The sequence below is a fragment of the Micromonospora sp. CA-111912 genome (assembly GCF_050948415.1).
Classification (GTDB): Bacteria; Actinomycetota; Actinomycetes; order Mycobacteriales; family Micromonosporaceae; genus Micromonospora.
This window is the reverse complement of record NZ_CP192007.1, coordinates 199,961-216,607: the sequence shown is the minus strand read 5'-3', so window position 1 is coordinate 216,607 and position 16,647 is coordinate 199,961. Positions and strand designations below refer to the sequence as shown.

Below are 16,647 nucleotides of genomic sequence, written 5' to 3'. Positions count from 1 at the left end.
CGATCGTCCCGACGGCCCCACCCACGGTTCACGAGTACACGGTCAGGCCAGGTGCCCGGGCGATCGCGGCGAGCTGTTCCACGGTGAGCAGGGGCTCGTCGGCGGTCTTCGAGGTCCGCCTCCGGTTGCCGACCAGTTCATTCCGGAAGTTGTTCGTAATGGCGAGCACCGAGGTGCCGTCCGGCCTGAACAGCAGCACCGACAGCTGCCGCTGACCCGGTTCCACGACCATGATGCTGACCAGGGCGGCCGAACCATCCGGATAGTTGACGTCCTCGCAGTTGTCCGGGTCGGGCGCATGTCGGCAGCCCGGCTCGGCCTCGTCCGTGGGCGTCGGCAGCACCCGGAGCAGGAAAGCGCCGGACTCCTCGCCCCGCCGGACCGTGCCGTCCACCGTGTACTCCCGGTAGCGGGGATGGTACTGGAACTGCGGCTCGGAGCAGCCCTTCAGCGCCGGGTCGATCCGCACCCCGGTGGGCAGTAGGGACGGCAGCGCGTCCCGGAGCGCCCCGGTCAGTCGGGCGACCCCGTCCCCGGGTGCCTCCGTCGGCCGGGCCCGGACCGTGTCGTACGACTGCAGGGGCGGCAGGGGCCCGCTGGTCTGCGGGGTCACCCCGGCGCACAGTGACACGGGGGTCGGAGGGGCACCGGTGGGCATGCCGAACGCCGGCAGGGTGATCGCCTGGGGAGGCCCTCCGGCCGCCAGCACCGGCACCACGGCCACCGCGGCGACGGCAGCCGCGACGCCGATGCCGCTCCACACCCACGACCGGTGCCGGCGATGCCGCCGCTCGGCGCTGATCAGGTGCTCCACGTCGATCCGGGTCGCCGGCGCGTCGGCTGCGGCGGCGTGCAGTTGGGACGTGATCTCATCCATCGGCGCGTACCTCCTCGTGGGTGGCCGGTACGCCGACGAGGCGGCCCCGCAGCGCCTCGATGGCCCGCGCGGCCTGACTCTTCACAGTTCCGGTGGTGCAGCCCAGTTCCCGGGCCGTCTCCTCGACCGAGAGGTCGCAGAAGTAGCGCAGCACCAGGACGGCCCGCCGTCGGGCTGGCAGCTCGGCCAGCAGGGCGAGGATGGTCAGCCGGTCCGCGGCCCCGTCGGTCGCCGACCGCGCCGCGCCGTCCGGCACGTCCGCCCAGGCGGCCTCCCGCCGCCACGGCCGGCGGCGCTCGTCCAGCCAGACCCGCAGCAGGACACGCCGGACGTACGCGTCCGGGTTGTCCATCGCGGAGACCCGTCGCCAGTGCCGCAACAGCCGGACCAGCGCCATCGACACCAGGTCGTCCGCCGTGTGCCAGTCGCCGCAGAGCAGGTACGCCGTGCGACGCAGCGGGTCCAGCCGCGAAGCGACGTACTCGCGGTAGCCCTCGATGTCGGCAGGCAATCCGCCACCCCCTCACCTCACCCGTCAAACGGAGGTGAGGTGGGCGGGGGTTGCCTGGTCAGCGGGGAATTGTGATCCGGCCGTCGACCGCCGCGGCGGCGATGTCGGTGCGGTGGTGCGAGCCGGCCAGCCCGATGCCGCCGACCAGCTCGTACGCGGCGTCCCGGGCGGCGGCGAGGGTGGGGCCGGTGGCCGTACCGCAGACGACCCGGCCCCCGGCGGAGAGCACCGCGCCGTCGGCGGCCCGGCGGGCGGTGCCCGCGTGGATGACGCCCGGACGGTCGGCGCCGGTGATCACGTCGCCGGTGCGCGGAGGGCCCGGGTAGTTGTCGGCGGCCACCACCACGGTCACCGCCGCGCCGTCGCGCCAGCGCAGCGGCGGATGGTCAGCCAGGGTGCCGGTGGCGGCGGCGTGCAGCAGGCTGCCGAGCGGTGTCTCCAGCAGGGCGAGGACGACCTGGGTCTCCGGGTCACCGAAACGGGCGTTGAACTCGATCACCCGGGGGCCGGCGGCGGTCATCGCCAGTCCGACGTAGAGCAGCCCGGCGAACGGGGTGCCCCGGCGGCGCATCTCGGCCAGGGTGGGGTGGACGACGTCGGCCATCACCTCGTCGACCAGGCCGGACGGCGCCCAGGGCAGCGGCGCGTACGCCCCCATGCCGCCGGTGTTCGGGCCGGAGTCGCCGTCGCCGACCCGCTTGAAGTCCTGCGCCGGCAACAGCGGCACCGCCGCCTCGCCGTCGGTGACCACGAAGAGGGAGACCTCGGGGCCGACCAGGTACTCCTCGACGACGACCCGGCCGCACTCGGCGGCGTGCGCCAGCGCGGCGGCCCGGTCGTCGGTGACGACGACCCCCTTGCCGGCGGCCAGCCCGTCGTTCTTCACCACGTACGGCGGGCCGAACTCGTCCAGCGCGGCGGCGGTGGACGCCTCGTCCGCGCAGGTGTACGCCCGGGCGGTCGGCACGCCTGCGGCGGTCATCACGTCCTTGGCGAACGTCTTCGAGCCCTCCAGCCGGGCGGCCTCTCCGGACGGCCCGAACGCCGCGATGCCCTTGGCACGCACGGCGTCGGCAACCCCGGCGACCAGCGGCGCCTCGGGCCCGATCACCACCAGGTCGACCCGGGTCTCCACGGCCAGCGCGGCCACTGCGGCGGGATCGACGACATCCACCGCCCGCAGCTCGCCCACCCCGCCCACCCCGGCGATCCCGGGATTACCGGGCGCGGCGATCAGCCCCTCAACGGCCGGATCCGCGCAAAGCCCGAGCGCGAGCGCATGCTCCCGCCCCCCACCACCCAAAAGAAGTACCCGCACGACCCGAAATCCTACCCACCTCCTCTCCCACCTCCTCTCCCACCTCCTCTCCCACCTCCTCTCCCACCTCCGGTGATCATGAAGTTGTTGTCGGCCGCCCGGCGTGTCGCGGGCGACAACTTCATGATCACCGGAGGGGGCGACCCCATCACCGGAGGGGGCGACCCATCACCGGAGGGGGGCGCCCCTGAGTGCCTGGCGGACGGCCCAGGGGATGCGGACGGCCCAGGGGATGTAGTCGGGACGCAGGGTGTCCGACCAGGTGAAACGCAGGACCCGCCAGCCCGCGTTGATCAGTCGGTTCTGGCGTCGACGGTCGGCGTAGACCGCCTGCGGACCGCTGTGCGGCTCCCGCCCGTCGGCCTCGGCGATCAGACGCGCGGCACGCCAGCCGAGGTCACCAATGCCGAGCAGGTAACCGTCGGCGTCACGCACCTCCAACTGGAGCACCTCGGGCGGCACCCCGCCGTCGACGCAGCGCAGCCTCGTCCGGGTCTCCAGCGGCGACTGCGCCCGACCGTCCGCCTCGGTGAGGTGGAGGCGGGCCGAGACCGCTCCCCGCCTCCCCCGGATCATGGACGGGATCAGGCGCAACTCCTCGGGCCCGAGGAGTCCTCGGTTCAGCGCGGAGTCGAGCAGGGACACGGCGGCGTAGCGGTCCTCACGAAGGATGAGGTCGGAGACGGTACGCAGGGGCCCGGTCGCCGCGATCCCCCCGACCGAGCCGAGCTGACCCGGCGCGATCACCAACTGGTGGACGACCACCTCGGGATGCCCGGCGCGGGCCGGCCTGGCGACCGCCCCGGGCACGGACAGGTGTATCGCGTCGGACCGGGGCAGCCCCGCGATCCGGTGCAGCTCGGCGGCGGTCCCGAGGACGGCGGCTGCGCCCGGGCCGAAGGACGCCACCGCCGCCCTGATCCGGGCCGCCCGGGGGACGCCGTCGTACAGGTCGGCGTCCACGAGGTAACCGCCTCGCGCGATCGCCCGCCACCGCCCCGAGCGGCACAACCGTTGCACCTCGTGCACGGTGAGACCGGCGGCACGCGCCTGCGCCAACGTCACGACGCCGTCCTGCGCAGCGGCAACCCGCCGCACCACCCCCACTGCCCCCGCCGCATCCACCGCATCCACAAACCCAGATTCCCGCCCCCACCCAACCCCCCAAAACCCCCTGTGGAAAACCCCCCATCCCGCTGTGGATAACCCCGCCACCCGCCTGCGGACCTGACACTTCAACCCCTGCGATCCGGCCAGCGTTGATCATGAAGTTATCGCCGCGACACGCCGAGATGGCGGGCAATAACTTCATGATCAACGGGGCTGGAGGCGGGAGGCCGGGGGGAGGGGGAGAGGGAGGGGGGAGGGGGAGGGGGAGGGGGAGGGGGAGGGAGGAGGGGCCGGGGAGGGGGCTAGGGGAGGAGGGGGTGGCGGGTTACGTTTTCCTCGCGGCCGGGGCCTACGCCTACGACGCTGACTCGGGTGCCGCAGATCTCCTCGATGCGGGCGATGTAGCGTCTCGCGTTCTCCGGGAGTTCGGCCTCGGTCCTCGCCTTGGTGATGTCCTCCCACCAGCCGTCGTGCTCTTCGTAGATCGGCGTCGCGTGGTGGAACTCGGTCTGCGTCATCGGCATGTCGTCGAAGCGCTTGCCGTTGATCTCGTACCCGACGCAGAGCGGGACCTTCGGCAGGCCGGTGAGCACGTCCAGCTTGGTGATCACCAGATCCGTGACGCCGTTGAGGCGGCAGGCGTACCGGGCCACGACGGCGTCGAACCAGCCGCAGCGGCGCTCCCGGCCGGTGGTCGTGCCGTACTCGTGGCCGACCTTGCGCAGGTGCTGACCGTTGTCGTCGAACAGCTCGGTCGGGAACGGGCCGGAGCCCACCCGGGTGGTGTACGCCTTACTCACCGCGATGACCTTGTTGATCGCGGTCGGCGGGATGCCGGCGCCCACGCACGCCCCGCCCGCCGTCGGGTTCGACGAGGTCACGAAGGGGTACGTGCCGTGGTCCATGTCGAGCATGGTGGCCTGGGCACCCTCCAGCAGGACCGTCTCGCCCCGGTCGAGGGCGTCCCAGAGCATCACCCGGGTCTCGGCGATGTACGGCTTGAGCCGCTCGGCGTACTCCAGGTACTCCTCGACGGTCGCCTCGACGTCGATCGCCTTGCGGTTGTACACCTTGAACAGGATCTGGTTCTTCTCGCGTAGCGCGAGCTCCAGCTTCTTGCGCAGGATGCCCGGGTCGAGCAGGTCCTGAAGCCGGATACCCATCCGGGCGACCTTGTCCCCGTACGCCGGGCCGATGCCCCGGCCGGTGGTGCCGATCCGGGAGCTGCCGAGGTAGCGCTCCACCACCAGGTCCAGGGCCCGGTGGTGCGGCATGATCAGGTGCGCGTCGCCGGAGATCCGCAACCGGGACACGTCCACCCCGCGCTCGGCGAGGCCGTCGATCTCGGTCAGCAGCACCTTCGGGTCGACCACCACACCGTTGCCGATGATGATCATCGCGCTCGGTGAGAGCGCGCCGGACGGCATCAGGTGCAGGGCGTACTTCTGCCCATCAGGGGTGATCACCGTGTGGCCGGCATTGTTGCCGCCGGAGTAGCGCACGACGTAGTCGACCCGCTCACCCAGCAGGTCGGTAACCTTGCCCTTGCCCTCGTCGCCCCACTGAGCGCCGATGAGCACGATCGCTGGCATCTTTTCCGCCTCCAGAAGGCTCGGGTGCCAGGTGGCGACCGGTCGGCGAGCCCGGGGTGTCAGGCTAACAAGAGGTTACGGCGGGACCAGCAGGGGTTCGTCGAGAGTCAGGAGAATCTTTCGTGTACGACGTGGTGCTGCTCACCCTCGGCTCGGAGCGGGACGCTCCCGGCGGGGGCTGCGGCAGCGGCGGGGCCTGCTGCGGTGACACCACCGGAGACGCCCCCGAGCGGGCCGAGGAACGGTGCGAGACTCCCCGGGTGCCGGTGCTGGCCTGCGCGGATGCGCTGACCGCCCGGGGCGCCCGGGTGGAGACCGTCACCGCGTGCTCGGACGCCGAGATCGACGAGGTGCTGACACGGCTCGACGGCCCACCCCGCCCCGACGGGCTCACCTGGCCCGATCCCGACTCGAAGACCCGGCTGATCGTCGCCACGGCCAGCGACAGCCAGTTGCGGGCCGTCGTGCGTCGGCTCGTCCGGCGGTACGCCCCACCGCCCAGCCGCCGCCCCGCCGACCTGCCCGGGAACCGTACGGTGCCGGACCTGCCGCCGGTGGGCGTACTCCCGCTCGACCCGGCCAGGGGCGGCGGGCAGCGTGACCTGGCGGCGCAGCTCGGGCTGCCGCGCGACCCGGTTGCCGTGGCCGCCGCGATCCTGGACGGCACCCCCCGCCGGCTCGACCTGCTGCGAAACGACGGCGGCTCGGTGACACTGGACGGCGCGCTGCTCGGCGCCGCCAACGACGCCGGCCGGCCGCTGCACTGGCGGGGCCGGATCGAGGTCGACGATGTCGTGCTCTCGGCGGGCGACGACCCCCTCCTGGCCTGCGCCATCGGCAACGCGGGCGGATACGCCCAGCTCGACGGCCTTCCCCTGCTCACCGCCGGGGACCCGACGGACGGCGTGGTCGAGGTGGCGGTGGCCGTTCCTGTGGTGACCCGCTCGACGTTGGGCAGGAAGCGGATGCGGTTCGAGGTACGCCGGGCGCGGGGGCGCGCGGTGGCCGTCATCCCGCGCGACGAGCGGGTGCCCTACCTCGACGACGGGGTCGAGGGGGAGCTGAGCCGGAAGCGGTCGTGGTGGACCGAGCCGGGCGCCTGGGCGGTCTGGACGGCCTGAAGAGCCTCTGCGGCGTTCCGGCGGCGCCTGCTTTGGGTACGGCCACCATGCCGGGTACGGCCACCATGCCGGACGATTCGTTGGCACGCTGGGGTGTCCGGGGGGAGTGTCTTCGGGGCGCGGGCCGGTGGAGATCCGCGTCGATGGCCGGCGGCTCGGCCCCGGGGCCTATCCTCGGCAGGAGGAATGGGGAGGAACCGTCGTGGACGACAACGCCGACCGGGTCCACGTACCCGGCCAGCAGCCAGTTCCGGAGCGGGACGTCGAACCGCTCTGGCCGCCGGACCCGACCGATCCCGGGCCGGCCGACTCCGGCCCGACTTGGGCCGTGAACGCGTCCCAGCAGCCGACACCCCAGCAGCCGACACCCCTTCCACCGGTCCCCGGGCCGGGGTCTGACGCGCAGAGCGCGTACCCGTCGTTGGCCGCCTCGCCGGCCACGCGGCCCGGGACGGGGCAGCGGGACGCATACCCGCCCACCGTCGCGTCGCAGGCCGGGTACCCGGCGACCGCCGGGACACAGGGCGGATACCCGGCCACCGCCGGGACACAGGGCGGGTACCCCGTGGTCGGACCGCAGGGCGGGCAGGCCGGGGTCGGCCAGGGCCACGGGCACGGCCAGAGCCACGGGCACGGGTACGGGCAGAGCGCATCGGGGCCCGACGAGTGGTCGGCGAACGGACCGGACGGGTGGGCGCCGGTGCCGTCGGAGACCGCGTGGGCGCCGCCCTCCGTAGGCGGTGTGCCGGCCCCCCGGGCCGGGCAGCCGGTGCCCGGGCCGGTGGATCTGCACCTGCCCTTCACCCTGGACCAGGCGGCCACCGCGCACCCGGCCCCGATCCCGGCCCGTCGACCGGTGGGCCCGGCCGACCCGTCGACACCGCCGACGACCTTGCCCCCGACGACCGTGCCCCCAACGACCGGCCCTCCGACGACCGGCCCTCCGACGACCGTGCCGCCGACGACCGTGCCGCCGACGGTCGGCCCGGCCTTCCCCGAGGTGACCGGCCCGATGGCGGTGACCGAGCCGGGCGGGAGCGGCGGATCGGCCGCGAGCGGGGCTGCCGGGAGCGGGGCTGCCGGGAGCGGGGCTGCCGGGAGCGGCGACGGCCGGAACGGAACGGCCGACGGATCGGTGCCGAGCTCGAACGGCGGAGCGCGGGGGACGGCCGATTCCCCGTGGGCCCTGCCACCGAGGCGTCCCGGCACGAGCGGACCGGGGCAGGAAGGCCCGGGTCCGGACCGGACGGCTGCGGACGGAACGGCTGCGGACGGCTCGCCGGGCGAACGGCCCGGTGGGACGGAGCTGAGCGGGACGGAGCTGAGCAGAATGGAGCTGGGCGGGACGGAGCCGCAGGGACCGGAGCCGCAGGCCAGTTGGCGTGCAGCCCCCGGTCCGGAGGGAAGCGCCATGCAGCCGCCGGGGCCGTTCCCACCCGTGATGAACCCGCCCGGGCCGCTGCCCCCGACCCCCTATCCGCCCGCCACCGGCGGCACGCCGGCCGACCCGTATGCGGCCGGTCCCCCGCCAGCCGACCCGTACGCGGGCCCCACCCCGGCGGCCGACCCGTACGCGGCCGGGGCACCGGCGGCCGTGACGGGCCCGCCGGCAGGGTGGGGGCCGGGACAGCAGCCCGCCCCGGGGCCCCGCGACGCGGGACAGCCGAGCTGGTATCCCCCGGGCTGGCCGCAGCACGGCCAGCAGCCGGCGGCCCCGGTGACGCACCCGCCCTACCAGGAGGCGGACGGGGTGACCCGGGTGCCGCCCGGATACCCGGACGCGGGCTGGACGCCCGACCTCGGGACTGCGCCGACCGCCGAGGACTTCACCCGCCGCCGGCAGGTCCGCCCGGCCGACCCGGTGGCCACGATGGGCGTACGGGCCGTGGTGAACAAGACGGGGCTGATCAAGCTCCCGCCGGGGCGGCACGAGCAGGAGTTCCGCCACGACATCGAGATGGTTCGCCGCAACTTCGGCGGGCTGCGCCAGGTGACCGTGGTCAACCCGAAGGGCGGCGCGGGCAAGACCGTGGCGATCCTGCTGCTCGCCATGACGTTCGGGCAGAAGCGCGGCGGGTACGTGCTGGCCTGGGACAACAACGAGACCCAGGGCACCCTCGGGATGCGCGCCCAGCAGGACTTCCACTCCCGCACGGTGCGCGACATGCTGCGCGACCTGGGCCAGTTCCAGGGTGCCCACGGGCGGGTCGGCGACCTGTCGCAGTACGTCCGCTCGCAGGGCGAGGGGATGTTCGATGTGCTCGCCTCGGACGAGTCGGCCACCGGTGGGGAGATGCTCACCGCGTCGGCGTTCGCCGAGATCCGGGAGGTGGTCAGCCGGTTCTACAAGCTGATCTTCGTGGACACCGGCAACAACGTCCGGGCGCAGAACTGGCAGGCCGCGATGGACGCCACCGACCAGCTCGTGGTGACCATGTCGGCCCGGAACGACTCGGCGGAGACCGCCGCCCGGATGCTCGACCACCTGGAGCAGAGCGGCCGGCAGCGGCTGGTCCGGCAGGCGGTGACGGTGGTGTCCATGCCGCCGTCACGCAAGGAGATCGACCTGCCGGCCATCCAGGACCACTTCGCGGCCCGGACCCGGGCGGTGCTGCTGGCCCCGTACGAGCGGTTGATCGACACCGGCGAGCCGATCCGGTACGGAGGGCTCTCCTCGGCCACCCGGGACGCCTGGCTGAAGATCGCCGCATCGGTCGCCGAAGGGCTCTGAGCAGCGCGACGGCCGGCCCGGCAGGTGCCGGACCGGCCGTCGCACCGGCTCGCAGGGATCAGGCGCTGGCCAGGGCGTCCCCGGCGGCGGGGTCGCAGTCGCGCAGGAACTGGGCGCAGCGGGCCGCCTCGTCGGCCTCGCCGATCTCGCCGGCGGCCCGGGAAAGCACGTACAGGCAGCGCAGGAAGCCCTGGTTCGGCGCGTGCGACCAGGGCACCGGGCCATGCCCTTTCCAGCCGCTGCGGCGCAGCTGGTCCAGGCCCCGGTGGTACCCGGTCCGGGCGTACGCGTACGCCGAGACGACCTGGCCGGCGGCCAGGGCGCGGCCCGCGAGCGCCGCCCAGCCGGCGCTGTAGGTCGGGAAACGGGCCGCGACTTCGGCGTACGCCTCGTCGGTGCCGGCCTCGATGGCGGCGGCGAGCGTGGCGTCGGCCTCGTCGTGGACCGGCAGGAGGGTGGCCGGCGGCTCAGGCAACAGGTTCTGCATCGTCCCATTCAACCCGCTTCGCTCTACGCCGCGCGAGCGGGTCGGCAGACCCGGCTGGCTGAACGGTTGAGGCATTGGTCACGCCTGCGGCCCCGCGCCGGGGGACCTGCGGCCCATGCCGCCGGGAGAGGTCTTCCACTACAACTATTGGTCCGGAGCCTCCCCAGGAACCGGTCACGCAGGAGCCCGGTGGCCTCGCCACCGGGCTCCTGTCGTCCAGAGCCCGGCGCACCGCCGAATCAGCGGGTCGGGCGCGTCAGTGGTGCGTCCCGGCGGGCGGGTTTGGCGGGTTGCCCCGGGTGGGCAGGATGGGCTGGTGCCGACCCCACCTCCAGCGGATGTCATCTCCCCGCACGACACCAGCGCCACCGAGATCGAGACCCGCAGCATCTTCGAACAGCGGTTGACCACCGGCACCCTGGCCGGGCTGACCGTCCAGGGCCTACGCCTGGACCTCGACCCGGTCCCCGACCTCACCGGGACGGAGGTGACCGGCACCCTCTTCGTCGGCTGCCGCTTCGCCTCCCGCGAGGTGGGCGCCGACCTGGTCCGGCGCGGTGCGAACGTGGTGCCGCCCTTCTCCGGGCTGCCGTACCCGACCCAGCCGTCGCACCTCTACACCCCCGACGAACTGGCCGCCGGCTTCGCCGAAGGCGGCTTCGCGAACATGTACGACACCCGGGTGTACGAGCACTTCCGGGCACACGGCGGCGCGCTGCCCGACGTCAAGGAGGCGCTCGGCCAGCGGCTGCACGATCACGGCGTGGACAACGCACTGGTCGATGCCACCCGCGCCTGGCTCGCCACGCACGGCCCGCAGTCGGTGGTCGGTGTGATGGGTGGGCACGCCGTCCGACGGGGCAGCGTGCCGTACCGGATGGCGGCGGTGCTGGGCTGGGAGCTGGCCCGGGCCGACCGGCTGGTGGTGACCGGCGGCGGGCCCGGCGTGATGGAGGCGGCCAACCTGGGCGCCTACCTGTCGAGCCGGCCGGCCGAGGAGCTGACCGCGGCGATCGACCTGCTGACGACCGCGCCGGACTTCACCGACCACGAGCGCTACACCGCCGCCGCGCTGGAGGTCCGGGCCCGGTACGGCGCGCCGCCGGACGTGCCGCAGCAGCGCGGCGCCGGCGTGGACTGGGCGCGAGCCGGCGGGCTCGCCATCCCCACCTGGCTGTACGGGCACGAGCCGGCGAACCTGTTCGCCGGGCGGATCGCCAAGTACTTCTCCAACGCCATCCGGGAGGACACCATCCTGCGGCTGGCCCGGGGCGGGATCGTCTTCGCGCCCGGCCGGGCCGGCACCGTGCAGGAGGTGTTCCAGGCGGCGACGAAGACGTACTACGGCACGGACGGGTCGAGCGGCGCGTACGTCTTCCTGGACCGGGCCTACTGGACGACGGAGCTGCCGATCGAGACGCTGCTGCGCCCGCTGCTGACCGCCTCGCCGTTCGGTGACCTCTCCGGCACCGTGCACCTCACCGACGACGTGCGGGAGGCGGTCCGGGTGCTGACCGCCGGCTGACCCCCGCGACGACGACGGCCGGCCCCTCCCGGGTGCCGGCCGTCGTGTCGTACGGGTGGGTGTTACTTCATCCTGGTGCCGGTGGAGCGCAGGTGCTCGCAGGCCTCGGCGACGCGGGCGGAGAGCCCGGCCTCGGCGAGCTTGCCCCAGGCCCGCGGGTCGTACAGCTTCTTGTTGCCGACCTCGCCGTCGATCTTCAGCACGCCGTCGTAGTTGCGCAGCATGTGGTCGGCGACGGGCCGGGTGAAGGCGTACTGGGTGTCGGTGTCGATGTTCATCTTCACCACGCCGTAGTCCAGCGCCTCGCGGATCTCGGACAGCAGCGAGCCGGAGCCGCCGTGGAAGACCAGGCTGAGCGGCTTGTCCTTGCCGTACTTGGCGCCGACCGCCTCCTGGATCTGGTTGAGGATCTCCGGGCGGAGCTTGACGTTGCCCGGCTTGTAGACGCCGTGCACGTTGCCGAAGGTCAGCGCCGCCATGTAGCGGCCCTTCTCGCCCAGGCCGAGGGCCTCGACCATGGCCAGGCCGTCCTCGACGGTGGTGTAGAGCTTGTCGTTGATGGCGTTCTCGACGCCATCCTCCTCGCCACCGACGACGCCGACCTCGATCTCAAGGACGATCTTGGCCTCGGCGGCCCGGTCCAGCAGCTCGGACGCGATCTTCAGGTTCTCCGCCACCGGCACGGCCGAGCCGTCCCACATGTGCGACTGGAACAGCGGATCCTGGCCGGCGGCGACCCGCTCCTTGGAGATCTGCATCAGGGGCCGGACGAACTTGTCCAGCTTGTCCTTCGGGCAGTGGTCGGTGTGCAGGGCGATGTTGACCGGGTACTTCTTGGCGACCTCGTGGGCGTACGCGGCGAACGCCACGGCACCGGTGACCATGTCCTTCACGGACGGGCCGGACAGGTACTCCGCGCCGCCGGTGGAGACCTGGATGATGCCGTCGCTCTCCGCGTCGGCGAAGCCCTTCAGGGCCGCGTTCAGCGTCTGGGAGGAGGTCACGTTGATCGCGGGGTACGCGTACCGGCCCGCCTTGGCACGGTCCAGCATCTCCGCGTAGGCCTCGGGGGAAGCGATGGGCATATCGAACGCTCCTTACTTACCGCTGTCGGCCGTACTGGCCGCTGTCTTCCGTGGGTGCGCCGGACCGCGCTGTCCTCCGCCGGAAGTATCCCGTAGAGGGTGACCACGGACGTAACCGACCCTTGACCCGCCCGAGGTGTGGGCCGGTGACCGGGGTGCCGGGCACCCCCTGCGGCACCTCACCGGCCCTCCCACCGGTCCGGCACGGCGACGCTGATCAGCCAGCTCACCACGGCCATCACGATGGCCCCCCAGAAGGCAGCCCAGAAGCCGTCCACCCGGAACGGCAGGTCCAACTGGCGGGCGATCCAGTCGGTCAGCAGGAACAGCAGCGCGTTGACCACCAGCGCGAACAGCCCCAGGGTCAGCAGGTAGAAGACGCAGCCCACCACCTTGATCACCGGCTTCAGCACGGCGTTGACCACGCCGAAGATCAGCGCCACCACCACGAGGGTGAGCGCCGTGTTGCCGCCGTGCCGGCCGCCCACCTCGACGCCGGGCACGACCAGGGTGGCGATCCACAACGCGATCGCCGTGATCACCAGCCGGATCAGGAAGCCCACGACATCATCCTGGCACCGCCGGCCGGGCCCGGAGGACCGATTCCGGCGACTCGGCTTTCTCCTCGGCTCCGAGCGCGCACCCGGGTCAGCCCGTACGGTGTGGGTAGCTTTCCACCGGAATCAGGGAGGGACGATGGGTCAGCCCGACGAGGACTTCACTCCGAGCGACCACCTCGCTCCGGAGGAGCGGGACCCGGAGGCGTCCCCGGCCGACGCCGTGGAGCAGGCCACCTCGACCGACCCGGCCGACGGCGAGCAGGAGCCGAGCCGGGGCCTGGAGGTCGACGACTGGGACGCCATCGAGCAGGCCCGGGTCGTCGCGCCCGACGAGGACGACTACCGCTGATCCTGATCGACGGGCGGCAGCGGGCCTGCGGCGACGCATGGGCGGGATGTCCACCCGTCGCCGCCGGAGTCAGCGCAGGCCGGTGACCCGCTCGGGGTGCGCCGCGACCCACGCCGCGAGGCGGTCCTCGCGCAACGCGGCGAGCAGCTCCGGGGCGGCGGCCGGGTCCGGCTCGTAGTGGCGGGCCGGCTCGTCGACCGGCACGGCCGGCAGGTTGAGGCCGACCACCTCGGCGGACCTCAAACGGGGTACGAGGGCCAGCAAATCGAGCAGCGAGCCGCTCGCCGAGCTGAGGGTGAGGTGCGGGCCGATGTCGGCGGCCAGCCGGGACACCCGCACCGGGTCGTGCAGCACGCCCCGCTCGTCGGCCCGGCGCACCAGGGCGGCGGCGAGTCGTTGGGCGTTGCGGTCCCGGTCCCGGGCGTCGTCGGCAAGGGTGCGCCGCTGCCGGAGCAGGTCCACCGAGGCGGTGCCGTCCAGGTGCTGGCAGCCGGCCGGGTAGGTCCGGCCGGTGTGCACGGAACGCACCTCGGTCGGTAGGCAGAGCTCCACCCCGCCCACCGCGTCGGTGACCTTCCGCAGCACCGGATAGGTCAGCACGGCGCCCGCGTCGACGCGTACCCCGGTCAGCCGGGCGACGACCTGCGAGGTGAGGTGGTAGCCCGCGCGGAGGTCGGGCTGGCGCCCCGCCCCGCCGCTCCCGGAGCCGAAGGCGGCGTAGATCTTTTCGCTGCCGTGGCCGGGGACGGCCACCTTCAGGTCGCGCGGGATCGAGAGCAGGTAGAGCCGGCTGCGGTCGGCCGGCACGTGCACCAGCAGGATCGAGTCGGCCCTCGGGGGCTGCGGGCCGCTGGAGTCCACGCCGAGAAGCAGCAGGTTCATCGCCCCGGCGGGTCCCCCACCGGTCGGTCCGGCCAGGAGTTCGGCCTGCTCCGGGGCCTGCGCCGAGGTCACGACCTGGGCCGAGCCGAGCCCGGTGACCGCCAGTAGGGCCAGGGTCGCCCCGCCGAGCGCGGTACGCAGCCGCCGACGCCGACGGACGGCGGCGAGCCGGTCGATGGCGGCCCGCAGCGGGCCGGTCGCCGGGGCCAGCGGTTCGTGCCGGGCGAACGCGGCACGCAGGTCGTCCTCGATCATGAGCAGACCTCCACGTATTCGGCCCGGAGAGTGGCCAGGGCGCGGGAGATGGACGAACGGACGGTGCCGACCGCGCAGCCGAGGATCTCGGCGATCTCCGCGTCGGGCAGATCCTCGTAGTAGCGCAGCACCAGGGTGGCGCGCTGCCGCCGTGGCAGGCGGGCCAGCCAGGTCCAGACCTGGTCCCGATCCACGGCGGTCTGCGCGTGGTCGGTGGAGGCCGGAACGGCGTCGTCGGTCTCGGCGCGCAGCAGCACCCGGCGCACCCACGAGCCGCGTCGCCAGTCGACGTACTGGTTGGTGAGCATCCGACGCACGTACCGCTCCGGGGAGTCGGCCCGCGCCACCCGCCGCCAGTTCAACTGGGCCCGCACCATGGTCTCCTGCACCAGGTCCTGCGCCTGATGCGGGTCGCCGGTCAGCATGACCGCGTACCGCAGCAGGGCAGTCAGCCGCGAATCGGCGAACTCCTCGTACGTCAATGCACCTCCCGGTGTCCTGTTCTGATGACGGGACCGGGCCGGCTGAACGTTGCGGCAGATGTGATCAACCGTTCGGCTCATTAGATCCCCGATCCGCCGTACGGGGGTGACCTGCGGTCTTAACGAATCCTTAAGATCCACGGGCGCTACCTGATCCCCACGGGAGGAACCCCCCAATGCTCAAGCACTCGACCCGGCGCTGGCTGGCCGGGCTTGGCGTCGCAGGCGCGTTCGTCGCCGCCTCCGCCACCCCGGCCTTCGCCGCACCCGAGGCCGACATCGAGCTCTACTTCCAGAACGTCACCGTGGCCCCGGACTCACCCGGCACGTCCCGGGCCGTGCGCCTGTACGCCGAAGAGGCGACCGTGCTCCCCGACGTCGCCGTGCGGTACGACTACCGGTCGCTGGCCGGCAAGATCACCCTCACCGGCGACGGCACCGCCGACTGCACCGCCCCGGAGGAGGGCGTCCTGGTCTGCAAGGAGACCTGGGACGTCCCCCTGGACGAGTCCTACGGCGGCCAGGCCGACCCGGTGAGCATCGTGCCCACCGACAAGGCGAAGACCGACGACTCCGGCGACCTGAAGATCAGCCTCCAGGTGGCCGGCAGGGAGCGGGCGCGCTACACCTCCCGCATCCGTATCGGCGAGGGTGTCGATCTGGCGGGCGGCCCCAGCAGCGAGTTCGTCGTCAAGCCCGGCGGTGCGTTCGAGGCGCCGCTGGTCGTGTCGAACGTCGGCGAGAAGGCCGTCAAGGGCGTCGTCGCGTTCTTCGACCTCAACTACGCGATCCGCACCAAGGAGCGGTTCAGCAACTGCCTCTACAACGAGGACCACCTGATCGCCTGCCAGTTCGACGAGGAGATCCCGGCCGGCGAGGGCCGGGCCACCACGCTGAATTACCAGCTCGGCAAGGACACCTACGCGCCGAGCAACCAGTACGGCAACGCCTGGTTCATGACGTACGCGGACTTCGAGGACCTGTTCGACCTGCGCGAGGAGGCCGGCGCCAAGGCTGCCATGCACGGCAGCGGGCCGAAGCTGACCCTGCGCGACGTCCCCACGAAGGCGAACCGGGCCGCCCAGACCGACACCGACCCGAGCAACAACTTCACCGAGTGGACGGTCAAGGTGTCCGGCCGCAACGGCGCGGACCTCCAGGCGATCGGCGACACGGTGAAGGGCAAGGCCGGCGCGGTCGTCACCGCGACCGTCGGCTTCCGGAACAACGGGCCGGCGACCCTCGACCACATCCGCTCCGGCTCGGACGTCACCTTCGTGGACGTCACCGTGCCGACCGGCACCACCGCCGTCGAGGTTCCCTTCGAATGCGCGCCGCGCAAGGGCAATGACTCCAACTGGGAAGAGGCTGGCAAGCCGGGCGCCCGCGAGTACCGCTGTTACCCGGGCCCGCTCGCCCCGGCCGGCGTGGAGCTGACCACCGAGTTCGCGCTGCGCATCGACAAGGTGATTGCCAACGCGGAGGGCACGGTGAAGGTCAACGTGCCGTGTGAGTGCGAGGGCGGCTTCTACGCGGACCTCAAGCCGGCGAACGACACGGCGAAGATCGTGGTCAACGCGGCCAGCAGCGGCGGCGGGGGCGGCGGTGACGGTGGCCTGCCGGTCACCGGTGCCTCGACCGGCCTGGTCGCCGGCATCGGCGTCCTGCTGCTCGTGGCCGGCGTCGGCGGCTACCTGGTGGCCAAGCGCCGCCGGACCCGCTTCGTCGCCTGATCCACCCGTACCGCCGGCGCCCCGTCGAC

Annotated in this window: 15 protein-coding genes; 5 read left to right on the top strand and 10 right to left on the bottom strand. The window is 73.0% G+C overall.

Annotated features, from left to right (window positions below; translation table 11 throughout):
* Positions 1–28: 28 nt before the first annotated feature.
* The 5 genes from ACQPZO_RS01010 to ACQPZO_RS00990 form a co-directional block, all read right to left on the bottom strand.
* On the bottom strand, positions 29–877 hold the full coding sequence (locus ACQPZO_RS01010; protein WP_433346181.1) for a hypothetical protein: 849 nt from the start codon (positions 875–877) through the stop codon (positions 29–31).
* Positions 870–1,388: a SigE family RNA polymerase sigma factor gene (locus ACQPZO_RS01005; RefSeq protein WP_433346179.1), complete on the bottom strand. Its 519-nt coding sequence runs from the start codon at positions 1,386–1,388 to the stop codon at positions 870–872. Before ACQPZO_RS01005 ends, ACQPZO_RS01010 begins: the two co-directional genes overlap by 8 nt.
* 58 nt (positions 1,389–1,446) lie before the next feature.
* Positions 1,447–2,706, bottom strand: a complete 1,260-nt coding sequence (gene purD / locus ACQPZO_RS01000) for a phosphoribosylamine--glycine ligase (protein WP_433346177.1) — start codon at positions 2,704–2,706, stop codon at positions 1,447–1,449.
* Between the two features lie 168 nt (positions 2,707–2,874).
* Entirely contained in the window at positions 2,875–3,771 is an 897-nt protein-coding gene (locus ACQPZO_RS00995) for an endonuclease domain-containing protein (RefSeq protein WP_433346175.1), read from the bottom strand.
* Between the two features lie 347 nt (positions 3,772–4,118).
* Positions 4,119–5,408 carry an adenylosuccinate synthase gene (locus ACQPZO_RS00990; protein ID WP_433346173.1) on the bottom strand — a complete coding sequence of 430 codons (1,290 nt, stop codon included), beginning with the start codon at positions 5,406–5,408 and terminating at the stop codon, positions 4,119–4,121.
* A gap of 122 nt (positions 5,409–5,530) precedes the next feature.
* On the opposite strand from ACQPZO_RS00990, the gene ACQPZO_RS00985 reads away from it, so the two are divergent.
* Positions 5,531–6,529 (top strand): hypothetical protein, encoded by a 999-nt coding sequence (locus ACQPZO_RS00985; RefSeq protein ID WP_433346171.1) that lies wholly within the window; start codon positions 5,531–5,533, stop codon positions 6,527–6,529.
* Between the two features lie 1,012 nt (positions 6,530–7,541).
* Positions 7,542–9,260 carry a chromosome partitioning protein gene (locus tag ACQPZO_RS00980; RefSeq protein ID WP_433350702.1) on the top strand — a complete coding sequence of 573 codons (1,719 nt, stop codon included), beginning with the start codon at positions 7,542–7,544 and terminating at the stop codon, positions 9,258–9,260.
* A gap of 58 nt (positions 9,261–9,318) precedes the next feature.
* Here ACQPZO_RS00980 and ACQPZO_RS00975 read toward each other — a convergent pair whose 3' ends face one another.
* Positions 9,319–9,747, bottom strand: a complete 429-nt coding sequence (locus ACQPZO_RS00975) for a DUF3151 domain-containing protein (RefSeq protein ID WP_433346169.1) — start codon at positions 9,745–9,747, stop codon at positions 9,319–9,321.
* Between the two features lie 316 nt (positions 9,748–10,063).
* Here ACQPZO_RS00975 and ACQPZO_RS00970 point away from each other — a divergent pair, with 316 nt between their 5' ends.
* Positions 10,064–11,272 carry an LOG family protein gene (locus tag ACQPZO_RS00970; RefSeq protein WP_433346167.1) on the top strand — a complete coding sequence of 403 codons (1,209 nt, stop codon included), beginning with the start codon at positions 10,064–10,066 and terminating at the stop codon, positions 11,270–11,272.
* Between the two features lie 62 nt (positions 11,273–11,334).
* On the opposite strand, the gene fbaA is transcribed toward ACQPZO_RS00970, so the two are convergent.
* Both fbaA and ACQPZO_RS00960 read right to left on the bottom strand, forming a co-directional pair.
* A complete protein-coding gene (gene fbaA, locus ACQPZO_RS00965; RefSeq protein WP_433346165.1) occupies positions 11,335–12,357 on the bottom strand; it encodes a class II fructose-bisphosphate aldolase in 1,023 nt (340 codons plus the stop codon).
* Between the two features lie 179 nt (positions 12,358–12,536).
* The gene (locus tag ACQPZO_RS00960; protein ID WP_350880498.1) at positions 12,537–12,920 is read right to left on the bottom strand and encodes a phage holin family protein; all 384 of its coding nucleotides are present in this window, start codon (positions 12,918–12,920) and stop codon (positions 12,537–12,539) included.
* Between the two features lie 133 nt (positions 12,921–13,053).
* Here ACQPZO_RS00960 and ACQPZO_RS00955 point away from each other — a divergent pair, with 133 nt between their 5' ends.
* A complete protein-coding gene (locus ACQPZO_RS00955) occupies positions 13,054–13,266 on the top strand; it encodes a hypothetical protein (RefSeq protein WP_350880496.1) in 213 nt (70 codons plus the stop codon).
* A 69-nt stretch (positions 13,267–13,335) separates the two neighbouring features.
* On the opposite strand, the gene ACQPZO_RS00950 is transcribed toward ACQPZO_RS00955, so the two are convergent.
* Together ACQPZO_RS00950 and ACQPZO_RS00945 are read right to left on the bottom strand one after the other, a co-directional pair.
* Positions 13,336–14,403 carry an LCP family protein gene (locus ACQPZO_RS00950; protein WP_433346162.1) on the bottom strand — a complete coding sequence of 356 codons (1,068 nt, stop codon included), beginning with the start codon at positions 14,401–14,403 and terminating at the stop codon, positions 13,336–13,338.
* Positions 14,400–14,885, bottom strand: coding sequence for a SigE family RNA polymerase sigma factor (locus ACQPZO_RS00945; RefSeq protein WP_433346160.1), 486 nt, complete (start codon positions 14,883–14,885; stop codon positions 14,400–14,402). Before ACQPZO_RS00945 ends, ACQPZO_RS00950 begins: the two co-directional genes overlap by 4 nt.
* Positions 14,886–15,061: 176 nt before the next feature.
* Here ACQPZO_RS00945 and ACQPZO_RS00940 point away from each other — a divergent pair, with 176 nt between their 5' ends.
* Positions 15,062–16,618, top strand: a complete 1,557-nt coding sequence (locus ACQPZO_RS00940) for an LPXTG cell wall anchor domain-containing protein (RefSeq protein ID WP_433346158.1) — start codon at positions 15,062–15,064, stop codon at positions 16,616–16,618.
* Positions 16,619–16,647 lie beyond the last annotated feature (29 nt).